This window comes from Polaribacter sp. BM10 (assembly GCF_002005425.1).
Lineage (GTDB): Bacteria > Bacteroidota > Bacteroidia > Flavobacteriales > Flavobacteriaceae > Polaribacter > Polaribacter marinaquae.
The window spans coordinates 594,263-620,721 of the sequence record NZ_CP019704.1; the positions used below are offsets into that span (position 1 = coordinate 594,263).

At 29.2% G+C, this 26,459-nt stretch carries 25 protein-coding genes; 8 read left to right on the forward strand and 17 right to left on the reverse strand.

The window, feature by feature from the left end; translation table 11 throughout:
• The first annotated feature begins 1 nt into the window (after position 1).
• The 3 genes from BXQ17_RS02475 (at position 2) to BXQ17_RS02485 (ending at position 3,093) form a co-directional block, all read left to right on the forward strand.
• Complete coding sequence (locus BXQ17_RS02475) at positions 2 to 1,246, forward strand: ABC transporter permease (RefSeq protein WP_077809112.1); 1,245 nt, start codon at positions 2 to 4, stop codon at positions 1,244 to 1,246.
• 19 nt (positions 1,247 to 1,265) lie between these two features.
• Positions 1,266 to 2,375: an efflux RND transporter periplasmic adaptor subunit gene (locus tag BXQ17_RS02480; RefSeq protein WP_077809113.1), complete on the forward strand. Its 1,110-nt coding sequence runs from the start codon at positions 1,266 to 1,268 to the stop codon at positions 2,373 to 2,375.
• A gap of 292 nt (positions 2,376 to 2,667) precedes the next feature.
• A complete protein-coding gene (locus BXQ17_RS02485) occupies positions 2,668 to 3,093 on the forward strand; it encodes a hypothetical protein (RefSeq protein ID WP_077809114.1) in 426 nt (141 codons plus the stop codon).
• A 229-nt stretch (positions 3,094 to 3,322) separates the two neighbouring features.
• On the opposite strand, the gene BXQ17_RS02490 is transcribed toward BXQ17_RS02485, so the two are convergent.
• The 7 genes from BXQ17_RS02490 to BXQ17_RS02520 form a co-directional block, all read right to left on the reverse strand.
• Positions 3,323 to 3,790, reverse strand: a complete 468-nt coding sequence (locus tag BXQ17_RS02490) for a GNAT family N-acetyltransferase (RefSeq protein ID WP_077809115.1) — start codon at positions 3,788 to 3,790, stop codon at positions 3,323 to 3,325.
• Positions 3,791 to 4,142: 352 nt separating this feature from the next.
• Complete coding sequence (locus BXQ17_RS02495) at positions 4,143 to 6,347, reverse strand: M1 family metallopeptidase (protein WP_077809116.1); 2,205 nt, start codon at positions 6,345 to 6,347, stop codon at positions 4,143 to 4,145.
• Between the two features lie 147 nt (positions 6,348 to 6,494).
• Complete coding sequence (locus BXQ17_RS02500) at positions 6,495 to 8,624, reverse strand: M1 family metallopeptidase (protein WP_077809117.1); 2,130 nt, start codon at positions 8,622 to 8,624, stop codon at positions 6,495 to 6,497.
• Positions 8,625 to 8,653: 29 nt separating this feature from the next.
• Positions 8,654 to 9,079, reverse strand: coding sequence for a DUF6702 family protein (locus BXQ17_RS02505; RefSeq protein WP_254712400.1), 426 nt, complete (start codon positions 9,077 to 9,079; stop codon positions 8,654 to 8,656).
• A gap of 101 nt (positions 9,080 to 9,180) precedes the next feature.
• Positions 9,181 to 9,981: a hypothetical protein gene (locus tag BXQ17_RS02510; protein ID WP_077809119.1), complete on the reverse strand. Its 801-nt coding sequence runs from the start codon at positions 9,979 to 9,981 to the stop codon at positions 9,181 to 9,183.
• An 83-nt stretch (positions 9,982 to 10,064) separates the two neighbouring features.
• Complete coding sequence (locus tag BXQ17_RS02515; RefSeq protein ID WP_077809120.1) at positions 10,065 to 10,859, reverse strand: carboxypeptidase-like regulatory domain-containing protein; 795 nt, start codon at positions 10,857 to 10,859, stop codon at positions 10,065 to 10,067.
• A gap of 75 nt (positions 10,860 to 10,934) precedes the next feature.
• Complete coding sequence (locus tag BXQ17_RS02520; RefSeq protein WP_077809121.1) at positions 10,935 to 11,720, reverse strand: hypothetical protein; 786 nt, start codon at positions 11,718 to 11,720, stop codon at positions 10,935 to 10,937.
• Between the two features lie 98 nt (positions 11,721 to 11,818).
• On the opposite strand from BXQ17_RS02520, the gene pepE reads away from it, so the two are divergent.
• The gene (gene pepE / locus BXQ17_RS02525) at positions 11,819 to 12,520 is read left to right on the forward strand and encodes a dipeptidase PepE (protein WP_077809122.1); all 702 of its coding nucleotides are present in this window, start codon (positions 11,819 to 11,821) and stop codon (positions 12,518 to 12,520) included.
• 170 nt (positions 12,521 to 12,690) lie between these two features.
• Here pepE and ribB read toward each other — a convergent pair whose 3' ends face one another.
• The 6 genes from ribB to tpx are packed head-to-tail and all read right to left on the reverse strand — an operon-like array spanning position 12,691 to position 19,422.
• Positions 12,691 to 13,836, reverse strand: a complete 1,146-nt coding sequence (gene ribB / locus BXQ17_RS02530) for a 3,4-dihydroxy-2-butanone-4-phosphate synthase (RefSeq protein ID WP_077809123.1) — start codon at positions 13,834 to 13,836, stop codon at positions 12,691 to 12,693.
• Positions 13,837 to 13,843: 7 nt separating this feature from the next.
• Positions 13,844 to 15,292 carry an LptF/LptG family permease gene (locus BXQ17_RS02535; protein WP_077809124.1) on the reverse strand — a complete coding sequence of 483 codons (1,449 nt, stop codon included), beginning with the start codon at positions 15,290 to 15,292 and terminating at the stop codon, positions 13,844 to 13,846.
• Between the two features lie 60 nt (positions 15,293 to 15,352).
• On the reverse strand, positions 15,353 to 16,009 hold the full coding sequence (locus BXQ17_RS02540) for an outer membrane lipoprotein carrier protein LolA (RefSeq protein WP_077809125.1): 657 nt from the start codon (positions 16,007 to 16,009) through the stop codon (positions 15,353 to 15,355).
• Positions 16,010 to 16,039: 30 nt separating this feature from the next.
• The gene (locus tag BXQ17_RS02545; protein WP_077809126.1) at positions 16,040 to 18,508 is read right to left on the reverse strand and encodes a DNA translocase FtsK; all 2,469 of its coding nucleotides are present in this window, start codon (positions 18,506 to 18,508) and stop codon (positions 16,040 to 16,042) included.
• Positions 18,509 to 18,539: 31 nt separating this feature from the next.
• The gene (locus BXQ17_RS02550; protein WP_077809127.1) at positions 18,540 to 18,920 is read right to left on the reverse strand and encodes a diacylglycerol kinase family protein; all 381 of its coding nucleotides are present in this window, start codon (positions 18,918 to 18,920) and stop codon (positions 18,540 to 18,542) included.
• Between the two features lie 4 nt (positions 18,921 to 18,924).
• Positions 18,925 to 19,422 (reverse strand): thiol peroxidase, encoded by a 498-nt coding sequence (gene tpx / locus BXQ17_RS02555; protein ID WP_077809128.1) that lies wholly within the window; start codon positions 19,420 to 19,422, stop codon positions 18,925 to 18,927.
• Positions 19,423 to 19,594: 172 nt separating this feature from the next.
• Between tpx and BXQ17_RS02560 the strand changes: the two genes are divergently transcribed.
• The 3 genes from BXQ17_RS02560 to BXQ17_RS02570 all read left to right on the forward strand — a co-directional run bounded on the left by BXQ17_RS02560 (position 19,595) and on the right by BXQ17_RS02570 (position 21,958).
• Positions 19,595 to 20,161, forward strand: a complete 567-nt coding sequence (locus tag BXQ17_RS02560; RefSeq protein WP_077809129.1) for a fasciclin domain-containing protein — start codon at positions 19,595 to 19,597, stop codon at positions 20,159 to 20,161.
• Between the two features lie 128 nt (positions 20,162 to 20,289).
• The gene (locus tag BXQ17_RS02565) at positions 20,290 to 21,684 is read left to right on the forward strand and encodes an MATE family efflux transporter (RefSeq protein WP_187661423.1); all 1,395 of its coding nucleotides are present in this window, start codon (positions 20,290 to 20,292) and stop codon (positions 21,682 to 21,684) included.
• Between the two features lie 49 nt (positions 21,685 to 21,733).
• Positions 21,734 to 21,958 (forward strand): hypothetical protein, encoded by a 225-nt coding sequence (locus BXQ17_RS02570; RefSeq protein ID WP_077809130.1) that lies wholly within the window; start codon positions 21,734 to 21,736, stop codon positions 21,956 to 21,958.
• A 67-nt stretch (positions 21,959 to 22,025) separates the two neighbouring features.
• Here the strand turns inward: BXQ17_RS02570 and BXQ17_RS02575 are convergent, their stop codons facing one another.
• The 4 genes from BXQ17_RS02575 to BXQ17_RS02590 are packed head-to-tail and all read right to left on the reverse strand — an operon-like array spanning position 22,026 to position 25,586.
• Entirely contained in the window at positions 22,026 to 22,547 is a 522-nt protein-coding gene (locus tag BXQ17_RS02575) for an OmpH family outer membrane protein (protein ID WP_077809131.1), read from the reverse strand.
• Between the two features lie 36 nt (positions 22,548 to 22,583).
• Positions 22,584 to 23,849 carry a DUF2254 domain-containing protein gene (locus BXQ17_RS02580; RefSeq protein WP_077809132.1) on the reverse strand — a complete coding sequence of 422 codons (1,266 nt, stop codon included), beginning with the start codon at positions 23,847 to 23,849 and terminating at the stop codon, positions 22,584 to 22,586.
• Positions 23,850 to 24,761, reverse strand: coding sequence for a tRNA (adenosine(37)-N6)-dimethylallyltransferase MiaA (gene miaA, locus BXQ17_RS02585; protein WP_077809133.1), 912 nt, complete (start codon positions 24,759 to 24,761; stop codon positions 23,850 to 23,852). It lies immediately after the preceding gene.
• The gene (locus BXQ17_RS02590; protein WP_077809134.1) at positions 24,762 to 25,586 is read right to left on the reverse strand and encodes an ion transporter; all 825 of its coding nucleotides are present in this window, start codon (positions 25,584 to 25,586) and stop codon (positions 24,762 to 24,764) included. It abuts the gene before it with no gap.
• A gap of 191 nt (positions 25,587 to 25,777) precedes the next feature.
• Here BXQ17_RS02590 and BXQ17_RS02595 point away from each other — a divergent pair, with 191 nt between their 5' ends.
• Complete coding sequence (locus BXQ17_RS02595) at positions 25,778 to 26,434, forward strand: DUF4331 family protein (protein ID WP_077809135.1); 657 nt, start codon at positions 25,778 to 25,780, stop codon at positions 26,432 to 26,434.
• Positions 26,435 to 26,459: the final 25 nt, after the last annotated feature.

Sequence of the window (26,459 nt, forward strand, 5' to 3'; positions counted from 1 at the left end):
TATGAAATTTTTATTCGATTCAGATACTTGGCAAGAAATTTACGGTAGTATCCGTAAAAATAAAATTAGAACAGCAATTACTATAATTGGGGTTTTGTGGGGTATTTTCTTATTGGTTGTTTTATTAGGTGCTGCCAGAGGAATGGAAAATGGTTTTAACAAGCTGTTTGGTAATTTTGCAACAAATAGTGTTTTTGTTTGGACACAAGCAACAGATACACCTTTTAAAGGTTTTCAAGAAGGAAGAAGGTTTTCTTTAACTATGCATGATATTGAGGTTTTAAAATCTGAATATAGTGATGAAATTAAATTATTAGCACCAAGAAATCAAACTAGTAATTTAATTGTAAAAGATTTTAAATCTGGAAATTTTCAAGTAAGCGGAGATTATCCGGTATTAGATCAAATTCAGAAAAAACAATTACTTTATGGTCGTTTTTTAAATGAGAACGATATTTTATCTACGGCAAAAGTTACCGTCATATCAGAAGACATGTACAAACAATTGTTTGATAAAGGAGAAATACCTATTGGCCAATATGTAAAAATAAATAGCATTAATTATAAGGTTATTGGTGTTTACAAACCTTCTAATACAATAAATTTTGATGGTGATTGTGCATACATCCCTTTTACTACTTTTAGAAAAGTATACAACACAGCAAATAAAGTAGATTGGATGATGATTACCGCTAATGAAGGTACAAACATCGAACAAATGGAAAGTGATATATTGTTAACCTTAAAAGGTTTGCATAAAGTGCATCCAGAAGATGAAAGAGCATTTGGTAGTGTAAATCTTGGTAAAGAAATAGGCAAGGTTACTGGTTTTATTACGGGTATGCAATTTTTAACTTGGTTTGTGGGTATTGCAACGTTAATAGCAGGTGTTTTTGCTATTGGTAATATCTTATTAATTACCGTAAAAGAACGTACCAAAGAAATAGGAATTAGAAGAGCTTTAGGGGCAACACCAAAAAGTATTCGTCAACAAATTATATTAGAGTCTGTTTTCTTAACAACAACAGCGGGTATGCTAGGTATTATTTTTGGAAGTTTAATACTATTTTTAATAGATTCTGCAGCAAGTAGCAATGAAGATATTCCGTTGATAAACCCTACAGTAAACATACCTATAATTTTAATTGCCTTTGCCACATTAATTTTTCTAGGAACATTAATAGGATTAATTCCGGCACATATGGCAACAGTAGTAAAACCAATAGAAGCATTAAGAGAAGAATAAAATCAATTAACAACAAATCATGAGTAAGAGATCTAAAATTATTTTAATAATTATCGCAGTATGTTTTATTGCAGCACTTGTTTGGTTCGGTAAAAAGAACAAGAAAAGTATTGTAGAGTATGAAACAGAAACACCTTTTAAAACCACAATTGTTAAAAAGACTGTGGCTACAGGTAAAGTAACACCTTTAGAAGAAATAGAGATTAAGCCACAAATTACAGGTATTATTGATAAAATAATGTTGTTAGAAGGCTCTAAAGTAAAAAAAGGAGACTTGATTGCAACCGTAAGAGTTGTGCCTAACGAACAATCTTTAATTAGTGCAAGAGGTAGAGTAGACAATGCAAAGTTAAGAGTAAACAATGCAGCTATTTCTTATAACAGAACTAAAAACTTATTTGACAAAGGCGTAATTGCAAGAGCAGAATATGAAGGAGTAGAGCTTACATACAATCAAGCAAAACAAGATTTAAAAAACGCCCAAAACGATTATTTAATTATTAAAAGAGGTTCTGCGGGTTCTGGTGGTGCAGCAAACACTAATATTATAGCACAAATGTCTGGTACAATCTTAGAGATTCCTGTAAAAGAAGGTGATCAAGTTATTCAGTCTAACAACTTTAATGCTGGTACCACAATTGCATCTATAGCAGATATGAGTAAAATGATTTTTGAAGGAAAAGTAGACGAATCTGAAGTAGGAAAATTAGTGAAGAATTCTGATATAGAAGTTTCTATTGGTGCTATTGAAGGAAAGAAATTTCCGGCAAAATTAAATTTTATTGCTCCAAAAGGAACTGAAGAAGGTGGTGCAGTACAATTTAAGATTAAGGCAGATGTATCTTTAGACGACAACTTTTTTATTAGAGCAGGATATAGCGCAAACGCAGATATTGTTTTAGTTAAAAAAGATAGTGTTTTATCTATAAAAGAAGGTTTGTTAAAGTTTGATAAAAAAACCGAAGAGCCATATGTAGAGGTAAAAACAGGCGAAGGTACTTATGAAAAAAGAACTTTAAAGTTAGGAACATCAGACGGAGTAAATGTAGAGGTATTAGAAGGAGTTACAATAGAAGATGAAATTAAAATTTGGAACAAAGCTTCTAAAGATGATAAGCCTAAAAGCTAAGGTTTAGCAATTTATAAACAAAAAGATAGGATATATGTGAAAACATATATCCTTTTTTTATTTGTAATCGTTCGAGGTTTTAGCATTAAAAACAATTATGATGGCTATAATAATTAATGTTGCCAACAATTTTAAAATAGTAAAATTCGTAATGAAACCTAATGAGGTCTTTTTGATAACAATTTAATAATAAACAACATAATATATGTAATCAAAATAACATAGTTTTGCAGTGGTACTTATATAGAAATAGGCTATTTCTTACTCTTACAATAATGTATAAAACAAACAAATGAAAAATAATTTTATAAAATTAATTACTTTATTAACAGTTGCAGTAATAAATACAAGTTGTTCAACCACAGAAGAGGTAGATATAGATACGACGGCACCAAAAGTTTTAATTGAAAGTCCTAGTGTAAATCAAACTTATGTAGGGTATTGGGGTGGTGCTTGGCCAGAAGCTGATAAAGTAATTATAAAAGCCTTAGGTGTTGATGATACAAAAATTGAATCAATAAAACTGACAGTTTTAAATGAGATCGGAACTATCGTCTTTGAAAAAACAGTTAATAGTGTTACAAATACACAAACAGAACTTGTAATTTCTGCAAGTTATACACCAACAGAAATAGGAACTTACAGTTTGGTATTTACTGCGATTGATTTAAATGGTAATATTGAAAATTCTGTATCTCGAAATTTTACAGTCAAATAATACCTATTTTATAAAAACTTTAAATAGTAGTTAGTAATGCTAAAAGTTTTTTCATTTGTAATGAGTTTTTGAAAAGTGAATTTTAAAATATAATTGGTTAATTTAGCTCAGTAATTATAAGGAGAGCGTATCTTTTCTCGCTCATTTTATAAGCAAACAAAAGAGTGATTATAAATAAGGCAAGTTCTAGACAGGATAGGGGTAAGCTAATGAATTAAGAATAAATTACCTAATTTACCTCATTAGTTTTAGGGCTGCTATATACAGCAGGATTATGTTTTTCCATATATAATTCAGGTTTAGGTATTTTATTAAATCCAAATTTTTTATAGAGCCATTCAGCCGTATCGGTTAACAAAATCCAACGTCTCAATCCTTGTAGATTTGGATGCTCCATTATTTCACTCATTAACCATTTACTTAACCCTTTTCCTCTATATTCTTCTAAAATATAAACATCTCCTAGATAAGCAATAGTTGAGAAATCTGAAATTATTCTAGCAAAACCAATTTGTTTTCTTTCATAATAAATTCCAAAGTTTAAAGAGTTTTCTATGGATGTTTTTAAAGTTTCAATTGGGATTCCTTTAGCCCAATCTGTCTCGTTTGCAAGAAATTTATGAATACTCAAAAGATCTAATTTCTTCTTATCGGTAGAAATAGTGTATTTATTTCTATGTGTTTCTCTAATTTCCAATTCGATTATATTAATTATTTTAAGTGTTTAAATATAATTAGTTTTGTTTAAAGTTTTGGATTTTGAATAAAAATATTCCACTCATATAAAATAACTGCTAATCATTCAAAAGGCTTTTTACATATTTCATACTCAATTTTTACTTTTATTTCTTCTATCAAGCTAAACCTTGTTTAATTATATACAACCTGTTTAAATAAATTTTAAGTGTTTACGTAAAAAATAAGATGATACACTTAAGTGTTTAGAGAGATTTTAGGGTTCTTAAAAACAAAAAATCCAGAGAATAATTTCTCTGGATTTTCTTATAATTTAAATAGTACTTAAAAACTAAGTACAAATAATAGAAGTTTTAGTTCTTTTGTTTCTTTTTAAAGTCTTCAAATTTACTACCTTCTTTTTTAGGCCAGCTGTTGTTAGAAGTATCAACATCAGCAGTTTCAAAATCAGGATCTACAACAATACTTGTAATTTCTTTTGTAGAAGAAAATACTCTTTTCGCTGTAGTATCGCTACGCATCCAAATTTGTGCAGGAAAAGTTTCTCTTTTTGTAGTACCATCAGCATACGTTAATTCAACTATAATTGGCATAACTAAACCACCTGGCTTTTCGAATTCAACAGAATAAATATATGCTGGAACTTCTTTACCATTTGCATATTTATTCATTGCATTTGCGTTTGCATCTTCTTTTTTATCAGTAATATAAACTAAATCACCTAAGTTGTCAAAATATTGCTTGTATTGCTCTTTTAACTTCGTTACTCTTTCACTTGGCTTATCTGTTAAATATAAAGGCTTAACACTTTTTATACCTATGTCTGTAACATCTGTAGTGTAAAACCATCCTCTAAAGAACCAATCTAAATCCATACCAGATGCGTCTTGCATTGTTCTAAAGAAATCTTCTGGAGTTGGGTGTTTAAACATCCATCTTTGAGAATACGTTCTAAATGCATGGTCAAATAATTCTGGACCCATAATTGTTTTTCTTAAGATATATAAACCAGCAGCTGGCTTAGAATATGCATTAGGACCAAATTGCTTTACATAATCTCCTTGAGACATAATAGGAGAGATGTTTGCTTGGTCTCCGCCCATGTAACGTGTAATATTTTTTGCAGGATTAGATGCAAATAATTCTGGATCATACACATCTTCAGCTAAAATTTCTACGAAAGAGTTTAAACCTTCATCCATCCAAGTCCATTGTCTTTCATCAGAATTAACAATCATTGGGAAAAAGTTGTGACCAACTTCATGAATAATAACACCTAACATTCCTTTTTTCGTTCTGTCCGAATACGTTCCGTCTTCATTTGGTCTACCAAAGTTAAAACAGATCATTGGATACTCCATTCCTTGTCTTTCTGAGTGTACAGAAACAGCTTTTGGATAAGGATAATCGAAAGTTAATTTAGAATATTCAATTAAAGTTGTTGCAACAGCTCTTGTAGAGTGTTCTTCCCATAATGGGTTTCCTTCTTTAGGATATAAAGAAGTTGCCATAACAGTTTTACCATTTATGTTAACTGCCATTGCATCCCAAATATATTTTCTAGAAGTAGCAAACGCAAAGTCACGAACTTTGTTTGCTTTAAATTTCCAGGTTTTAGTGCCTGTAGCACGTCCCTTTTCATTTTTTTCTGCTTCTTCTTGAGTTACAATTATAACTGGTTTGTCAAAACTTTTTCTAGCTTTTTCAAAACGCTTACGTTGTGTTTTTGTTAAAACATCTTTTTCGTTTTGTAAAGAACCTGTAGCTTCTACAATGTGATCTGATGGTACAGTTAAATTTACCTCGTAATCTCCAAATTCTAAAGCAAATTCAGAACGACCCCAAAACTGCATGTTTTGCCATCCTTCTACGTTATTATAAACTGCTAATCTTGGAAAAAACTGTGCGATTGTGTAGTTTTTATTTCCGTCAGGAAAAGATTCTAAACCAGATCTACCACCATCTTTATTAATATCGTTGATTAAGTAATTCCATTCAATTCTAAATTCGAAAGTTTTACCAGGTGCCAATGCTTGTGGTAAATTAATTCGCATCATTGTTCTATTAATTGTATGAGATAATGGCTTACCATTACTTTCTACTTTTGTGATATTATATCCAAAACCTTTCTTTTCTCCCATATAAGAACTCATAAAATTGTCTGGAGTAACAAAGGCAGCAGCACTGTTAGATTTTGCTAACGGTGTTTTAGAATCATCTGCACGCATATTTTGATCTAACTGCACCCATAAATATTCTAAATGGTCTTTAGAATTGTTGTGGTAGGTAATGTTTTCGTCTCCATAGATTTTGTTTGCATTTTCGTCTAAACGAATATCCATAACATAATCTACTTTTTGTTGCGAGTATTGATGCCCTGGAGCACCAGATGCTGTATGTTGATCGTTTGGCGTAGCAAAAACATCTTTCATTTGTCTGAATTTGTTTTCGTCTGTGTGCCCTTGCTGAGTTTTCTTTTTTTCTGTTGTTTTCTGTTGTGCTATCGTTGCAAAACTAACAAAGAAAAGAGAAAACATAAGTAAAGAAAGTTTTTTCATTTTGTTTGAATTGAATTAATTATGACGTCTAAATTAAGCATATAAGTGCAGTTCTGTTAAATATTGTTAAAATTTTAACAAACCTTTATAAAAAAAAGCGGCGCAAATATTAATTTGCACCGCTTGTAGTAGTTAAAGACTTAAAAATTAGTTCTTCATTTTCTTTTTAAACTTACTAAATTGATCTTTCTTTTCTCTTGGAAAAGTATTGTTAGATACATCTACATCTGCCGTTTCTAAATCTGGATCTATTACAATCTTAGTAATTTGCTTGTCTGAATGAATCGCTTTTGTTACTTCCTTGTCATTATATCTCCAAATTTGGGCAGGATATGTTTTCTTTTCTTTAGTACCATCAGCATAAGTCAATTCTATTATAATTGGCATTACTAAACCACCTGGTTTGTTATAGGTAACTTCATAAAAATACTTTTGTTTCGCAGATTTTGGTTTTTTAATAGTTAAACCAGCGCTTTTATCTTGAATAAAATTTATAGTATTTTCATTAGCATCTTCTGCATAAAACTTTTTCACTTCTTTTATTCCTATATCGGTAACATCTGTAGTATAAAACCATCCTCTCCAGAACCAATCTAAGTCTACACCAGATGCGTCTTCCATTGTTCTAAAGAAATCTGCAGGAGTTGGGTGCTTAAATTTCCATCTTTTAGCATAGGTTTTAAAAGCATGGTCAAATAATTCTTTACCCATAATTGTTTCTCTTAAAATCCATAAAGCAGTTGCTGGTTTACCATAAGCATTGTTACCAAAACTGTATACATTATCTCCTTTAGACATTATTGGTGCAATTCTAGATTGGTCACCTGCCATATAACGAACAATGTTTTTAGGATAACCTCTTGTAATAGGAAAATCTTTATCGTAGTCTAATTCTGCTAGCATTTCCATGTAAGAATTTAAACCTTCGTCCATCCAAGTCCATTGTCTTTCATCAGAATTTACAATCATAGGAAAAAAGTTATGTCCAACTTCGTGAATGGTAACTTTAATCATTCTATATTTTACTCTATCAGAATACGTTCCATCAGGATTTGGTCTTCCTGGATTGAAACAAATTTGTGGATATTCCATTCCCATTTGGCCGTCTACAGAAATTGCCTTGTGATAAGGATAATCAAAAGTATATCTAGAATACGTTTTTAAAGTTTGTGCAACTGCTCTGGTAGAATGATCGCCATATAACGGATTTGCTTCTTTAGAATATAAAGATTCTGCCATTACGGTTTTACCATTAATATTTACAGCCATTGCATCAAAAATAAATTTTCTTGAAGTTGCAAATGCGTAATCTCTTACGTTTTCAGCATAAAATTTCCAAGTCTTTGTTTTTTTAGACTTCTTTTTTTCAATTTTTTCTGCTTCTTCTTGTGTTCTAATAACTACAGGATTGTCAAAAGTTTTTCTAGCTTTTTCAATTCTTTTTAATTCTTTTTTAGAGAATACATCTTCTGGGTTTTTTAAAACACCAGTTGCCCCTAACATATGGTCGTCTGGCGTAGTAATGTTTACTGTAAAATCTCCAAATTCTAAAGCAAATTCACTTCTTCCCCAAAATTGGTCGTTTTGCCATCCTTCTACATTATCATACACACACATTCTTGGGTAAAACTGTGCAATCACATAATTATTATTACCGTTTTCTTTAAAATGTTCGTAACCAGATCTACCACCATCTGTTCTGTGGTTGTTGATGTTGTACCACCATTTTATTTTAAACTGAAACTTTTCTCCGGAAGCCAGTGGTTGCGCTAAATTGATACGCATCATTGTTTGGTTAATCGTATAAGATAAATTACTATTATCTATATTTTTAACGTGTTCAATTTTAAAACCACCATCAAAAGGTGCATCGACATAAGATTTATTAAATCTTGCTGTTGAAGTTTTACTCGGAATTCTACTTGATTGAATATCTGGAGTTTTAGAATCTGCAGCACGCATATTTTGGTCTAATTGTACCCATAAATATTGCAACGTATCATCAGAATTGTTGTGATATGTAATTGTTTCTTCACCATAAATTCTTGCGTTTTCATCATCTAAAACAATATCCATATTGTAATCTACTTTTTGCTGCGTATATTTTATTCCTGGTGCACCAGAAGCAGTTCTTTGTAAATTAGGAGTTGGTAAAATTTCTTTTAACTGTCTAAATTTGTTTTGATTTGTGTGACCTTCTTTTGTTACAGAATCTTGTGCAAAAGTTGCGCCAATTACAAATACTAAAGAAAGGATTAGTAGCCCTATTTTTCTCATAATTTGAAATTTGAATTGATTAATAATAGTTAATATGTTAGTATTTCTGTGTAATTATCTTTTTCTAATAAAACGCTTTTATTTTTTTTACCAACTTTAGACTTTATTAAGTTTTGTTGTTCTGGAAAGTGTTTCATTAGTATTTTGTTGCTAATTTCTATAGAAGAAACAGCGTTTACATCTTCTATTTCTAAATAGAAAAAAACCAAATCGCCTTCGTATTCTTTGCCAATATAATTAAAGTTTTTAGCGTTGTTATTAATTTTAAAATGCAATTTATCTTTTAAGTAGTTTTCAAAATAAATATCGTTATCTTTTAGTTCTTTCTTGGTGGTAAGCTGTAAATCGATATTGTTGTCTTTATTTAAAGCAGTTTCAATATCATCCATAAAAACATTTATAATTACCTGTACAGATTTACCTTCTTCGTTGTATTTTATTTGAGTTAAGCTCAAATAATATTTGTGTACAGAAAAAGAACTTAGGGTTATTACGAACAGGAATAAAATATATTTTTTAAATTTCATATGATATTAAAAACAATTACTGAGCCAAATTACTCTTTTTTTATAATTAATAGGTAAGATTTACTTTCAGATTGTAAAATTTTAATTAGTTCTAAGATTTTTTTTTCTTTGTGTAAATCTTCGATACCTAACGGATTGCAATATTCTAGAAAATGAAAATAACGGTCTACAGGAATTTTTAATTCATCAAAAAAGAATTTATCACCTAACTCTGATAATATTTTGTACGGAAAAGCTTTTTGTCTCGCTAACTTTTTTCGCAATGCCCATAAACGTTCAGAATCTTTAAAAGGCATGCTAAAACCAGCACCCGCACCGGCAAATCTTTCAGTTGGGTCTGTGGTAACCAAATTGGGCTTCATTTTATCTATAAGATCATCTGGTGCTTCAATAGACATATCTATATCAGAAAAATCTAAAATACTTTTTAGTGCTTTTTCTTTTTTATCTACTGGAACAGATTTAGAGTCGGCCTCTAAACTGCCAAGTAGATTATGTCTTTTAAGCTCAAATGTATCTAAAACTACTGTATTGTAAGCTAATTTAACAGCCATTTTTTTTGTGTTAATAATTTGCTCTGTAATAGTAATTATTTTGGTAATGTGTTGTATAGATGAAACTCTTACAGAGTCTCCTTGTTTTACAAATAGTCTAAAAGTACCATCATCTGCAGAAAAAGTACCTTGATTTGTTGTAAGATTGATAATATTGGCATTTTTTACCAACTTTAAAGAATCGGTAACTTTTCCGTTTATTATTGTTCTTCTATCTTGAGCAAAATTGAAGAAACTAGTAAAGCATAAAAAGAGGAAAAGTATTTTTTTTGCCATTTAATTGAGTTAGATGTATACAAATTACGGAATTACATTGATTAAAATTACTGTTTATTTTTATAAACTTCTGTTAAAAGATACTATTGTTTGGTGAAATTAACGCGCTCTTTTTTTAATATTTCTATTAATTTTAGCACATTATTATTTTTATAAACTGTTATAATATTTTTGTTTAAACAATAATTTATAAAAAGAATATGTTGTTCTTTTTTAATATTTAAATCATTATTAAAAAAATCCTCACCCAATAGGTTGTATATTTTCTTTACTATTTTATCTTCTTCATCTAGTACATCACTAAAATTTTTCTTTTTCTTGTTAGAATTACCAACACCAAAAGAGAAACCAACACCTTCAAAAGTATTTGGCAATCTTACCTTAGTTGGTTTTATTAAATGAGCTTCACCCAAACCTACTTTCATATTTGCAATTTCTTTTAAATCTAAATTTCTAATACCTATCAATAAATCGTCAACGGCTTTTTCTTTATAATTCTTTTTAGGAGTTTGTTTAATATCTGCTGTTAGAAAACCTGTTAAATTGGTTCTTTTATATACAATTTCATCTAAATTATAAATAGCTTCTTTTACTTCAATTAAATTTTCTTTTTCTATAAAATGGTAGGCTTTTACAATCATTTTTTTTGTTTGATAACCTATAGAACTCAATTGTAAAGTGTCGTTAACTTTAGCTTTTATTTGAAATTTTCCGTTTTCTAGAGAGAATGTTCCTGCTTTAGTATTTAAATTGATAATGTGTACATCTTTTACTGCGGCAGTAGAATCAATAGTTTTACCTTTAAATATGGAAGCTTGTTTTTGTGAGTAAATTGATAGAGGAATTAAAATAAAAACGTAAAGTAATTTTTTAGGCATGTGGTTGATTTTCTACAAAGTAAGTAGAAACCAGTCTTAAAAATCTATTAAAGCAATTGTAAAAGCATGTTAAAATTAATCCTTTTTTAGAGTCACTTTAATATTAGAAGCCTCTTTTAAAGGAAAAGATTTACTTTGCTTTAAAAGTATTGCCATTACTTTTAAATTTTCCTTTTTATTAAAATGATAAATAATATTTTGCTGAATACAATAATTTAAAAAAGGGTTAATTTGTTCTTCTTTAATCTGCAAATCTGTTATAAAAAAATCATCAGAAAAATACTTTCTAATAGAAGACAATCTGCTATCTTCTAATTGAATTTTCTTTAAAAGCTTAGCACTTCGATTATTGCCATTTAAAGCATTTATTAAATTATCTAAATTTACAACGCCACCACTACTAAATTTAAAAATAGCGTTGTCTTCTTTTGCAACAGTATTGGCATATGGTAAATTTAATGTTGCTGCATTTATTACCGGACCTTTGTACACAAAAATATCTTTGTCTTGCTCGAAAATACTACGTGGTTTTTCTAAAGTAAATTCTTCTAAACTAACAATTTGCTGTGTTAAATTGATGTCTATTTTTAAACTTTTTAAATCCTTTTTTGTGATGTTAATTACGCTATTTTTTAAATTGATATGAGAAAAAGATAAGCTATCGCCTAATTTTACAGGAATAATAAATTCGCCTAAATCATTAGAAATAGTACCAATATTGGTATTTAAATTTATAATATGTACATCTTTAATTGGTAAGCTATCTAAGCTTACAATTCCGGCAATTTCTAATCGATTACTTTGTGTATAAGTTTTGCTGATAAAAGTAATAAGAAGAATGAAAAGGATACAATTTCTCATGCTACAAAGAAAATTAGTAATCGTCTTAAAATTGTATTAATGCAATTGTAATTTTTTGTTAAACCTAAATTCTAGTACAATTTTATTATTTTTGATGTATGAAAAACATGATTATAGCAAGTACTTCTACAGTTTTTGGTAGTACGTATTTAGAATATTTATTACCAACATTAAAAACGCATTTTAAAAATGTAAAAACCATCGTTTTTATACCTTTTGCAAGACCAGGCGGAATCACATATGACGCCTATACTGCAATAGCAAATAAAGCATTTGCTACCATTAATATTACTGTAAAAGGGTTGCATGAGTTCGAAAATAAAAAAGAAGCTATACAAAATGCTGAAGGAATTTTTACCGGAGGTGGAAATACGTTTGAGTTGGTAAATCAAATTTACAAACATGATATTTTACAAACTTTAAAAGCGGTATTAGAAAACGGAACGCCTTATTTAGGTACAAGTGCCGGTAGTAATATATGTGGTGTTAACATGAAAAACACCAATGATATGCCAATTGTGTATCCGCCAAGTTTTAAAACTTTAGGTTGTATTCCTTTTAACATAAACGCACATTATTTAGATCCAGAAGAAGGTTCTACGCACATGGGAGAAACAAGAGAAACAAGAATAAAAGAGTTTCATGTTTTTAATAATACGCCTGTTTTAGGGTTAAGAGAAGGTAGTTGGTTAGCAGTTAAAAATGATGAAATTATTTTAAAAGGTGCGCATACAGCAAGGTTATTTACCAAAGATAATGCTACAATAGAATTGGAAAGTGGAGTAGAAGTAGTTATTTAAAAATTAGATAGTATCAAACATAAAAAAACTCCCATTAATTGGGAGTTTTTTTATTTCTATAGTTTTCTTTTAAAATAAAAAGATTTTCTTTTACAATTGCTAGGTTTACTTTTATTAAAGAATTTCAAAATCATTAAAATGATAATTAATAAAGATATCCAAAGCATAGATTAATAGGTTACATAATCTACAATTTCTAAACCATAACCAATCATACCAACTCTTTTTGTTTGTTGCGAATTGGTTATTAATTTTAATTTACTAATATTTAGATCATGTAAAATCTGTGCACCAATTCCGAAATCTTTATTATCTAATTTAATGTCTGGTGCTTTTATTTCGCCATGTTCTTGATTTTCTTTTAATATTTTTAATCGAGTTAACAAGTTTTGCGATTGATTTTGTTGATTCACAAAAAGGATTGCACCTTTTCCTTCATCATTAATCACTTGAAACATTTGGTCTAATTTCTTATCTGCATTATTAGTTAATGTACCTAAAATATCGTTATTAACTAAGGTAGAATTTACTCTAGTTAAAACACCTTCTTCTTTAGACCAAGAACCCTTTGTTAATGCAATATGAATTTGATTATTAGTTGTTTGTTCATAAGCTCTTAATCTAAATTCACCAAAACGCGTTATAATATCAAAATCTTCTTTCTTTTCGATTAAAGAATCGTGCTCCATTCTGTAAGCAACTAAATCTTCGATAGAAACAATTTTGATGTCAAACTTTTTGGCAACTTCTAATAATTGAGGCAAACGTGCCATTGTACCATCCTCGTTCATGATTTCTACAATAACACCTGCAGGTTCTAAACCGGCTAAACGCGCAAAATCTATTGCCGCTTCTGTGTGCCCAGTTCTTCTTAAAACTCCACCTTCTTTTGCTCTTAACGGAAAAATATGTCCGGGTCTTGCTAAATCGAAAGGTTTCGTTTCTTTATCTACCAACGCTTGCATTGTTAAAGCTCTATCAGATGCAGAAATACCTGTAGTAACTCCTTTTCCTCTTAAATCTACAGAAACTGTAAAAGCTGTTTCCATTGGGTCTGTGTTATTATTCACCATCATTCCCAATTCTAACTCTTTACATCTTTTTTCTGTTAAAGGAGCACAGATTAACCCACGACCATGCGTAGCCATAAAATTAATCATTTCTGGAGTTGCTTTTTCTGCGGCTGCTAAAAAATCACCTTCATTTTCTCTGTTTTCGTCATCTACAACTATAATAACATTACCGTTTCTTACATCTTCTATTGCCGCTGCAATACTATCTAGTTGTGTGTTATTTTTATTTGATATTGAAGTCATATTTATTTTAGTTGTCTTTTTTAGACTTAAATTTTAAAAAGAAATTTTTAATAGGTTGTGTAATTGCATCTACATTAAACAAGCCTTTATCTTTGGTTGCTCTTCTGGTTAATAAGATACCAAAAGGAACCATTATCATTGCAGAAACCCAAGAACCTAATAAAGAAGATATAGAGCTTTCTTCTGCTAAGTTTTTACCAAAAGTGTTACCAAAGAAATACAATACATAAATAGAAATGGCTAAAATCATGGGTAAACCAAAACCACCTTTTCTAATAATTGAACCAAGTGGTGCACCAATAAAAAATAAAATTAAACAAGAAAAAGATAATGCAATTCTACCGTAATATTCAGAATCAAAAAAGTTAAGTGTTTTTCTTTTCCTTTTGATGGTCGTCATATTATTTTTCACATTGGTTAAGGCACTATTCATTTTAGTTTTTGCACCATTTAAAATACCTATTTTATCTTTAAGTGAAAAGTTGTTTAATATTTTTGTTGAATCTAAGTATTTAATTTTTAGTGTATCGGAATATTTATAAAGTTCTTTAGATTTAGAAATTGTTGCAATACTTTTGGCTCTTAACGAAAGAATTGTGTTATAAGAATCTTTAATAACAGGTATGGTGTCTTGTAATTGGTTTAATTTTAGCATTTTAAAGCTATTCTTAAACCTTTGTTCATCTAATTGTCCGTCACCAACTAAATCAGAAATATCAATATTGAATTCATATTCTTTGAATGTTGCTTGAGAAGCAGGCATTTTTGCTTTTTTATCTGGTGATCTTTGAGACTTGGTATGGTCTTCATAGTAATAACCATCGTACAATATAAAAGTCATGTATCTAGAACCTTCTTCAGAAATAATTTTACCTCTTTCTGCAGTAATTACTTTTTGATTGCCTTGTCTAGAACTTAAATCATAAATTAAAACTTTTTTTAAGAGATTTTTTTCTTCACCATATTTTTCTTCAAACTTAATTTGATAATTTGGTAAATCGCTATTAAAACTTCCCGGAACTAAAGCAAGTGCGGGTTTTTTCTTTTTTATATTGTAATATAAATTTTGTTGTTTTAAAATAGCATAAGGAAAAATATTATTTAAAAACAAGAAGTTAACACCACTTAATATTAGTGTTAAAAACACCAAAGGTCTAACCAATCTTTGTAAAGAAATTCCTGCTGATTTAGCAGCGGCAAACTCGTAGTTTTCACCTAAACTACCCAAAGCCATAATTGAAGAAAGTAAAACTGCTATTGGCAATGCCTGTGGCACAATACTTAATGATGTATAGTATAAAAACTTTAAAATAAACACAACACTAATACCTTTACCTGCAATGTTTTCGAAAGTTTGCCATAATAATTGCATTACTAAGACAAACAATACAATTAAAAATGTTGCAGCAAAAGGTTTTAGAAAGGTTTTTAAGATGTATTTATCTAAAATTTTCATTGTAGCAAAAGTAGTTTCTTAAATATAAATATGCTACTAATTTTGTATTAATCGATAAAATTAGTCTATTGTGTAGTTTTTACTTAAAAACTTTGCTTTGTTAAAAGAAAAGAAGTTTTTAGATAATTCTTCGTTTTTTCTAAATTTTGTGATTGTAAAAGTTGTTTTAGAAGTATTTGCTCCTGTTTGAATAAGCTTGTAAATGTGCTTTGTTTTAGCATCGATACCCAACTCTACTTTTACAATTTCTGAAGCACTATCTATAGGGTTTAAAGTAACAAATTGTATTTTTCTACCTTTAATGTTTTGTAATTTACCCCATTGTAAATTGTAACCTTCTTTATAAAAAGTTAATAGTTTAGAAGGATAAATAAAGCCGTCATCTCCACTTAAATCGCTATCAGAAATCGAAATTTCTTTTTCTTCATGATTGATTACATATAATTTTTTACCATCATATATAAACTGATTGCCTAAATAATTTAAGCTATATTTTTCTCCTTGTAAATTAATTTCACCTCTAATAGGTGGTTCATCTCCTTCTTTAATTCCGGCATCTTCATTACTTAACGTTTGGCTAAAACCAATGTACATATTTTTATATGCACCCATTTTAGTAGAAACTTCATCTAATAAAGATTTTGCTTTTGCATCGTTTTGAGCAAATGTAATAGTTGTAATAAAAAGACTTAAAAATAAGATTCCTAATTTCTTCATAATTTAATAATTGTAAACTCTTCTATGAGATTATACTTTTTTTTCGTTTTCTAATAATTGATCTAGTGCTACAAAATCTGGTACTAAAACTTGTCTGGCCTTACTACCTTCAAAACCACCTACAATTCCTGCCGCTTCTAATTGATCTATTAATCTACCAGCTCTATTGTAACCAAGCTTTAACTTTCTTTGTAGTAGAGAGGCAGAACCTTGTTGTGCTGTAACAATAATTTCTGCGGCATCTCTAAACAGTTTATCTCTGTCTGCAATGTCTATATCAACAGTTGTGCCACTTTCATCATCAACATATTCTGGCAGTAAAAATGCTTCTGAATACGCTTTTTGAGAACCAATAAAATCGGTAATTTTTTCTACTTCTGGTGTGTCTACAAAAGCACATTGTATTCTATTGATATCATTACCAGCGGTGTATAATAAATCTCCTCTACCAATTAATTGATCTGCACCACCAGCATCTAAAATTGTTCTAGAATCTATTTTTGATGTTACTCTAAAAGCAATTCTTGCCGGGAAATTGGCTTTTATAATACCTGTAATTACGTTTACAGAAGGTCTTTGTGTTGCAACAATTAAATGAATACCAATAGCTCTAGCAAGTTGTGCCAAACGCGCAATTGGTGTTTCTACTTCTTTACCAGCAGTCATAATTAAATCTGCAAATTCATCAATAACTAAAACAATATAGGGTAAAAATTGATGTCCGTCGTTAGGATTTAGTTTTCGAGCTTTAAATTTAGCATTGTACTCTTTAATATTTCTAACCATTGCAGCTTTTAGCAAATCGTAACGATTATCCATTTCGATACATAAAGAATTTAAAGTATGCACAACTTTTGTCGTATCAGTAATAATGGCTTCTTCTACGTCTGGTAATTTTGCTAAATAATGTCTTTCAATTTTATTAAAAAGCGTTAATTCTACCTTTTTAGGGTCAACTAGAATAAATTTTACTTCTGCCGGATGTTTTTTATAAAGTAAAGAAGTTAAAACAGCATTTAAACCTACAGATTTACCTTGTCCTGTTGCTCCCGCCATTAATAAGTGTGGCATCTTTGCAAGATCGACTACAAATGTTTCATTAGAAATGGTTTTACCTAAGGCAATTGGCAATTCCATTGGCGATTCTTGAAATTTCTTTGATGAAATTACAGAATGCATAGAAACTATTGTAGATTTTTTATTTGGTACTTCGATACCAATTGTACCTTTTCCAGGAATCGGGGCAATAATACGAATACCTAAAGCAGACAAAGAAAGTGCAATATCGTCTTCTAAATTTTTAATTTTAGAAATTCTAATTCCAGCCTCTGGTACAATTTCATATAAGGTAATTGTTGGTCCTACAGTTGCTTTAATTTCTGCAATACCAATTTTATAATTTTTTAAAGTTTCTACAATTCGGTCTTTATTAGCTTCTAATTCTTCCGGATCTATAGATATTGTTTCGTTATATTGTTTTAATAAATTAAAAGTAGGAAACTTAAAATTTGCAAGTTCTAAGGTTGGGTCAAATTCACCAAAATCTTTTACTAATTTATCAGATAAATTCTGAGTCGAAGATTCTTCTTCTCTACCAATAGCAACATCGATGCCTACGTCGTTTAAATCTTCTACAGTTTCTTCAATATTTGCTTCTGGTTCATGCGCAACAGTTAAAGTTAACTCTTCTTTTTTTGTTTCAACATCAGAATGTTTAGAAATTGTAGGTTTTAAATCGATTACAGACTTTTCGAAATTAGATTTTTCTTTATCTTCGGATGTTTCTTCGACCGTTTTCTTTACAACTTCATTTGTTTTTTCCTTTTCAATAGTCTTTTCATCTTCTATTGCATTAGAAATGTTTTCATCAACAATTAAAGATTCTTCTTGTTCTTTAGCCCTTTTTTGTTTTAACTTTTCAATAAAAATGTCAAAAGTAACCTTGTATCGAACTACTATATAAGCAGCAAATAGAAAGATTAATGCAATTGCTAAACCAGTTTTACCAATAAAATCTTGTAAATATTGGTTGATTTCAAAACCAACAATACCAGATAATAGTGCAAACTTTACATGCAGAAAACCAAGTGAAATCGATATTAAAACCATCGCAACTAAGCTCCAGTTCCAAGCAAGAATTATTTTAGAAAATTTTCTTTTAAACAATACATCTAAACCGGTTAAAAATAACTGAATTGCGATTATAAAAGAAGCAATTCCGAAGCCTTTGTATATAAAAAAGTGACTTAAATTTGCGCCAATTTTACCTAATAAATTACTGCTTTTTACTGCTCTATTTGTTAATTGATCTAATGTGCTTTGGTCTTCTTGCCAATTAAAAAAGAATGATATAAAAGCAATGCATAAAAAAACAGAAAACGATATTAAAAAAAAACCAAAAATTGTTTGTGCCTGTTTTGTTTTTAAAAAAGCAAAAAAAGGAGGTTTATTTTCTAATGTTTTTGTGTTTTTTTTTACGCTAGGTTTTCTTTTAGCCATTAAGTAAATGAATTATTATAAGTGAGTTATGCTAAAATAGTAAAATGATTTTTGGAATATAAATGAACCCAGAAATAATTAAAGATATTATAGCTGCAAAAGTAGGTGCTCCAGCAGCAATATCTTTTATAAATCCGATTTTAACATGAAAATCTGGATGAATAAAATCTGCAATTTTTTCTACAGCGGTATTTAAAGATTCTGCAACTAAAACCATTCCTATTACCATAAATTGAAACATCCATTCTATATTAGAGATGTTAAAATAAAAGCCTAAAATAGTTGCAATTATTGCGATTGCAATTTGCGCCTTAATACTATCTTCTGTTGTAATAAGCAACCAAGTACCTCTAAAAGCAAATTTTAAACTGCGTAATCTACCTTTAACAAAGCCGTCGTTTGGGTTTTTCATTAAATTATATTGCTTTTAATGCAGCTTCATAATTAGGTTCATCTGCTATTTCAGAAACTTGTTCAGTATAAATAACTTTACCTTCTTCATCTAAAATTACAACTGCTCTAGAGTGTAAGTTAGCTAAAGGTCCATTGGCAATATCAAGTTCATAATCTTTACCAAAACTACCGTTTGCAAAGTCAGATAACATAACAACATTATCAATACCTTCTGCACCACAAAAGCGAGCTTGCGCAAATGGTAAATCTTTAGAAATACATAAAACAACAGTGTTTTCTAATTCTGATGCTTTTTTATTGAATTCTCTTACAGAAGTAGCACAAGTACCAGTGTCTATAGAAGGAAAAATATTAAGAACTACTTTTTTACCTTTAAAATCTTCTAACGTTTTTTCTGATAAATCTACAGTTTTTAAAGAAAAATTAGAAGCTTTAGAACCAATTTTTGGTAAATTTCCTATTGTATTTATTGCGTTTCCTTTTAAAGTTATATCTGCCATTATTTGTTTTTTTAATTAGAAATCAAAAGTAATAATAATTAAATTATTCGAGTAATTATATAGATGGAAACCTAAGAAATATTTGTTTTGGGATTTTTTTAACAAAACCAAAAGTAAATGAATATCGTAAGTGTTTTTGAGAACAAAAAATTAATAACTCAATTTACAAATTATGAAAAAATTAAATTTTATCAAAGCCTCAGTATTTATGTTAGCAATGTTTTTAGGTCAATCTTTTATGGCGCAAAAGACGAAAATGGTTGGTGGTGCAGCAATGTATCCGTCAAAAAATATTGTAGAAAATGCTGTTAATTCTAAAGACCATACAACATTAGTTGCTGCTGTTAAAGCTGCAGATTTAGTTAGTGTTTTATCTAGCGATGGTCCGTTTACAGTTTTTGCACCAACAAACAAAGCTTTTGGTATGTTACCAAAAGGAACTGTAGATGCTTTGTTAATGGCAGAAAACAAAATGAAATTACAGGCTGTTTTAAAATATCATGTTGTTGCTGGTAACTGGAGTGCAACAGAAATTATAAACCTTATTAAAAAAGGAAATGGTAAAGCTGTAATTAAAACAGTAAGTGGTGCAGAAATTACTGCTTGGATGAAAGGAAAAAATGTTTATATTTCTGATGAAAATGGAGGAAAAGCAAAAGTTACAATTGCAGATGTAAACCAATCTAACGGAGTAATACATGTGATTGATGCCGTATTATTGCCTAAAGCCAAAATGTAATTAAAAAATAACTCTTAAATAAAAAAGCTACCTCTTTAAGGTAGCTTTTTTTTGTGTATAACTTCTGTTCGCACATTTATATAATTTATGAACTAATTGTACTTTTGTTGTCCGAAAAACAAAGAAAGTTGAATCTATCTCAATACACTTCAGAATTTAATTACAACCTAAAACTAGCAGCACCAGTTATGTTAGGTATGCTTGGGCATACATTTGTTAGTTTTATAGACAACATTATGGTTGGTCAATTAGGTACAGCAGAGTTAGCTGCGGTTTCTTTGGGTAATAGTTTTATGTTTATTGCAATGTCTATTGGTATTGGTTTTTCTACAGCCATAACACCATTAATTGCAGAAGCAGATTCTTCTAACAACTTAAAACAAGCAAGATCTACCTATAAACATGGTTTGTTTTTATGCACTACTTTAGGCATTTTATTGTTTTTATTAGTCTATTTTTCTAAGCCATTTATGTATTTAATGAAACAACCCGAAGAAGTTGTTGCATTGGCAATACCGTATTTAGATTTGGTAGCTTTTTCACTAATTCCGTTAATAATTTTTCAGGCAATTAAACAATTTAGTGATGGTATGTCGATGACAAGATATCCAATGTACGCTACTTTATTAGCAAATATTGTAAATGTTCTTTTAAACTATCTACTAATATTTGGTAAGTTTGGTTTTCCAGAAATGGGAATTGTTGGCGCTGCTTATGGTACTTTAGCTTCAAGAATAATAATGGTTATTTATTTATGGCTTCTTTTACGTTTTAAAGAAAGATCTAAAAGAATTGTAAAAAATATTCAGTTTTTTGTTTTAGACTTTTTAATGATTAAAAAGATTATAAACTTAGGTTCTTTAAGTGCAATGCAAATGTTTTTTGAAGTAGCAATTTTTACTGCTGCCATTTGGTTAAGTGGTTTGTTGGGTAAAAATCCGCAAGCAGCAAACCAAATAGCATTAAACTTATCTTCTATGACATTTATGGTTGCCATGGGGTTAAGTGTGGCTTCTATGATTAGAGTTGGTAATCAGAAAGGATTAAAAAATTACAGAGAGTTGCGCAGAATAGCTTTCTCTATATTTTTATTAGGAGTTTTGCTAGCCACATTCTTCGCGCTATTATTCTTTATTTTTCATAAAAGTTTACCAAATTTATATGTAGATTTAAGCGATACAGCAAATTATGTAGATAATAAAGAAGTACTATCTATTGCAGCAAATTTATTATTGGCGGCGGCATTTTTTCAAATATCAGATAGTATACAAGTTGTTGTTTTAGGAGCTTTAAGAGGATTGCAAGATGTGAAAATACCAACGGTTTTAACCTTTATTTCTTATTGGGTTGTTGGTTTTCCGGTTTCTTATTATTTAGGGCAAGAAAGCATGTACGGTAGTTTTGGTATTTGGTTAGGTTTGTTGGCAGGTTTAACAACAGCATCTGTTTTACTATTTATAAGGTTTAATTCCTTAACTTTAAAGTTGATTAAAGAGAAAGATGAAAAAATAATTGTTGCTTAAATTTAAAGTAACATTGATAGATAAGTTTTAAAATATTAAAAAATAAATAATGGATTTACCAAAGTTTTTACTTGCAGATAATAGCAACGCACCAGAAGATATATTTGTGTTGCACACAGAATTCCCACGTTTTATAATTAATTTAAAAGATGATGAAATTGAGTGGTTTGAAGATTTAACAGGAGAAAATGAAGAAGATATTGCTACAGAATTAGCAGATTTAATGGATAAAGCAGGTATGTTTTATGATGAAGAAATGAAGCAGTATGAGTAATATTATATTCTGATTATAAAAAAAGCCTCATAATGAATAATTATGAGGCTTTTTATTTATCTATTTCTTATTGTTTAGTTGGTTTAGGAACTGTAATTCCTAATTTTTTAATGACTAAATCTGTAATATCAAATTTAGGATCTAAGTAAGCAAATTGATTTCCGGTAGTTGTAAGAATTTGAGTATAACCATTTGCTTTAGAAACTTCTGCAATAACATTAGAAAGTTTTTTGTAGAGCGGACGCATTAATTCGTCTCTTTTTAAGCCCATTAATGTGTTACCATTTTTTTGATATTGGTTAATGTCTTGTTCTAAAGATGCCAATTCTTTTTGAATAGTCTTTTTTTCTAAATCGCCCATTTCTTTTTCTTTGGCTTGGTAATCTTTTAATCTCGCTCTAAAATCTTCGACTTTCACAGTAAAAGAAGAATCTAGTTTTGCACCATATTTTTGAGCCATTTTTAAGATAACTTTATTCTCTGGCATAAGGCTAATAATGTAATCGCTATCTATAGATCCAACTTTGGTTTGAGCAAAAGAAATTGTGCTTATAAAAGCGATAAACAATAATGTGATTTTTAATTTCATAATTTAATTTTAGGATAACAAATGTATAAAAGATTATTAATTTAAATAAGCCTCTAATTTTTTAAGATCTTCTGTGTTTTTAATATTTATTTTGGCATCTGTAATTAACAGTTCTATTTCAGAAGAAAGAATTGTTTTGTACGATTTAATATTTGTTTTGTTTTTAGTTCTTAATAAAGAGATAAGTAATTTCTTAACTATAATTATGTCATGCGAGCAATAGGTTCTTAAAGGCGCCATAATATTATAAATTAAATCTTTAAAATTTAACGTATTAATTATTAAAGCAGCTGTGTTTTCTTTTTGTTTAATTTCAAAATTGGTAAGTTGTGCTCTAAGCGCCAGTAATTCAGATAAATAATCTATTGCATTTATAGCTGTACCAGGATCATTTATACCTGGTGACATTGATTTTACTGCTACTTCTGTAATTTGTTTGAATGCTAAAAGATAATTGTTATCAATTAACTCTCCTTTAGAAAATTCAAAATTATTGTATATTTTTTCTAAAATTTCTTCGCTTAATTTGATATTCGATTTAAACAATACATCACCTTCACTGCAATAAGAGCCTTGGTTTGATAAAATTTCTAATTCAAATTTATATTTGCAAGCCATATCTACTAAAATATCTGTAGATACAGTTTTAAAATAACCCGACTTTTTTGTCTTGTGTTCAATCCAGTTTGTTGTGTCAGATTTATCATTGACTTGTTTTTCAATTTCGATTAACTTTTGTAGGCTTTTTTCTGCTTTTCTATAAATTTTAAGTAAAATATTGTTAATCTGAATTTCTTGTGAAATTGAATGGATAAAATAAATAAAAGCGCCAAGAGAATTTATCATGAAAACGATAGAAAGTACCACAGAAAAACCTGGTAATTGATAATCTTTACCATTTGGTTCTATAAAAACTAAAATTAAAATGCAGTAAATAATGGTAAATAAATAGCAGCCTAAAACAATTTGATGTCTTCTGTTAGAAATTAGACCAGGTAATAATCTAGGAGAAAAATTACTAGACGCCTGGTTAAGTAAAATCATAACCATAGAAAAGCTAAAAACCATTATTGAAGTTAATCCTGCAATAAAAGTAGAAAGAATAGTTCTTGCAGTTTCTTCGTCATTCACTACTAATTCTGGTAATATTTCTTGAAAATAATCAGAAATTCCTAGATTTTCTAAAAACATCATTAAATAAGCAAAAAAAACTCCGCCCAAAGCAATAATAGAAGGGTAGAAGGCAATTTTGTTTTTTAAATTATAAACCTTACTTAATAATGTAAAAATTTTATCTTTCATTTAAAGTTTCGAATCAATTTCTTTTTGAATATTATTAATGTTTGTTAAATAATCAAACCACAAGGTATCAGTATCTCTTTTAAACCAAGTTAGCTGTCTTTTAGCAAATCTTCTGGTGTTTTTCTTTATTTCTGATATTGCAAAATCTTTAGTAAAGTTGCCTTCAAAATAATTAAAAAGTTCTCTGTAACCAACAGTTTGTAGTGCGTTTAAATGTTTAAACTCAAAAAGTTTTTTGGCTTCTTCAATTAAGCCATTTTTTATCATCAAATCTACTCTTAAATTAATTCTATTATAAATTAATTCTCTTTCTGCATTTAAACCTACTTTAATGCTTTTAAAATTTCTGGGTTTTTTAGGTTTATTTTTAAAAGTAGAATAAGGTGTTCCTGTACCAATACAAATTTCTAAAGCCCTCATTATTCTATGCGGATTTTCAATTTCGATAGTATTATAAGTAGCAATATCTAGCTCTTTTAATTGTTGTTGTAAAACTTCGATTCCTTCAGACTCTAATTGTTGTGTTAGCTTTTTTCTAATATTAGCATTTACTTCCGGAAAATAATCCAATCCTTTTAAAACAGCATCTACGTACAAACCACTACCGCCAACCATTATCTGTATTGGATTTTCTTGAAATAAATTGTCTAAAGTTTGCAAAGCATCTCTTTCGAATTCACCTACATTATAAGTATCAAAAATACTTCTATCTTGAATAAAATAATGTTTTGCTGCGGCTAATTCTTCTGGATCTGGTACGGCTGTACCAATAGTCATTTCTTTATAAAACTGTCTAGAATCACAAGAAATAATGCTCGCATTATATGCTTTGGCAAGTTTAATACTTAAAGCAGTTTTACCAATTGCGGTAGGACCAACAATTGTTATTAAAGTGTTTTTGTATTTGTTCATTTAATTTAAAATGCTACCGCAATTGTAACAAAATGTTGCGTTTTTTTTATGTTTTTCTTTTAAACACGTTGGGCAAGATTGTGTATTTGTGTCTATATCTTCGTCTGCTTTTGTCATTTCAGAACTAACAATTCCGGTTGGAATTGCAATAATAGAATACCCTAAAATCATAATTACACTTGCAATTAATTGGCCTAATGGTGTTTGCGGTGCAATATCACCAAAACCAACTGTAGTTAACGTTACAATTGCCCAATAAATACTTTTAGGAATATTTGTAAAACCATTTTCGGCACCTTCTATCATATACATAACTGTGCCTAAAATTATACAAACTATTAAAACGAAGAATAAAAATACAGCAATTTTTGCTCTACTAGACTTTAAAGCTAATAATAATTTGTTTGAAGCGCCAATATATCTTGCTAATTTTAAAATTCTAAAGATTCTTAACAGTCTTAAAGCTCTTAAAGCCACTAAACTTTGCGAGCCTATCAATATAAATGATAAATATTTAGGAATGGTAGAAAGTAAATCAATAATACCATAAAAGCTAAAGATGTATTTAAATGGTTTTCTTATCGATATAATTCTAATAATATATTCAATTGTAAAGAAAATTGTAATAATCCATTCGCCAATGTTTAAAAAATCATGATATTCATTATCAAAACTCTCTACACTTTCTAGCATTACCAAAAAAATACTTGCAATTATAGCAATAAGTAGTACAACGTCAAAAAGCTTTCCTTGTTTGGTGTCTGCTTCATAAATAATTTCATGAAGTCTTTCTTTCCAAGAAGATTTTTTTTCGTTTTTGTTCAAAATAATTATAATTTTCTAATACAATACTACGATTATTTACCATGTTTAAAAAATTTTTACAACTATTTTTAGCAGTGTTTATAAGGGATTAGAAAAAATATGAAAAAAAGTTACATTTTAAAAAACCGTATATCTAATAACCTCGTAAGTAGTGTGAGATTCAATTAAATATTAACTATAAAACTCACACAATGAAAAAAAGTAAAATTTTAATAGGAACCGTAATTGTTGCAATTATTGGTTTAATTACAGTAGCGGCAGATCATATTGATGCACCTGCAGCTCAAGGAACATCTGCAGATATTACAGATTTTTATGCTTTCGAAGGAGAAAACACAGATAATTTAGTATTTGTAGCAAATGTTCAAGGTCTTTTAAGTCCTTCTGCCACATCAACAACATCTTTTGATGAAAATGTTTTGGTAGAGTTTAATATTGATACAGATGGTGACGCAGTAGAAGATTTGGTAATTCAAGCAATTCCTAGAGATGGTAAAATGTATTTCTTTGGGCCAGTAGCACCATCTTCTACAGGATTAACAAGTAATATTGCTACAATGTCTTCTGTAAAAGGAGAAGTAGATATTACTGCGTATGGTTCATCAGCAATTATTGCAGAAAATAGTGCAGGAATGAAAATGTTTGCAGGACCAAGAGATGATCCTTTCTTTATGGATTTTGCTAGATATAATGAAGTTGTTGGTGGAACTGCTTCTGGTTTTAATAACCCAGGTTCTGATACTTTTGCAGGTTCAAATGTACTATCTATAGTTGTAGAAGTTCCTAAAAGTATGGTTGGTACTTCTGGTACAATTAATACTTGGGTAGAAGCTAAAGTAAAACAATAATTAACAAAATTTAAAAACAAAATAT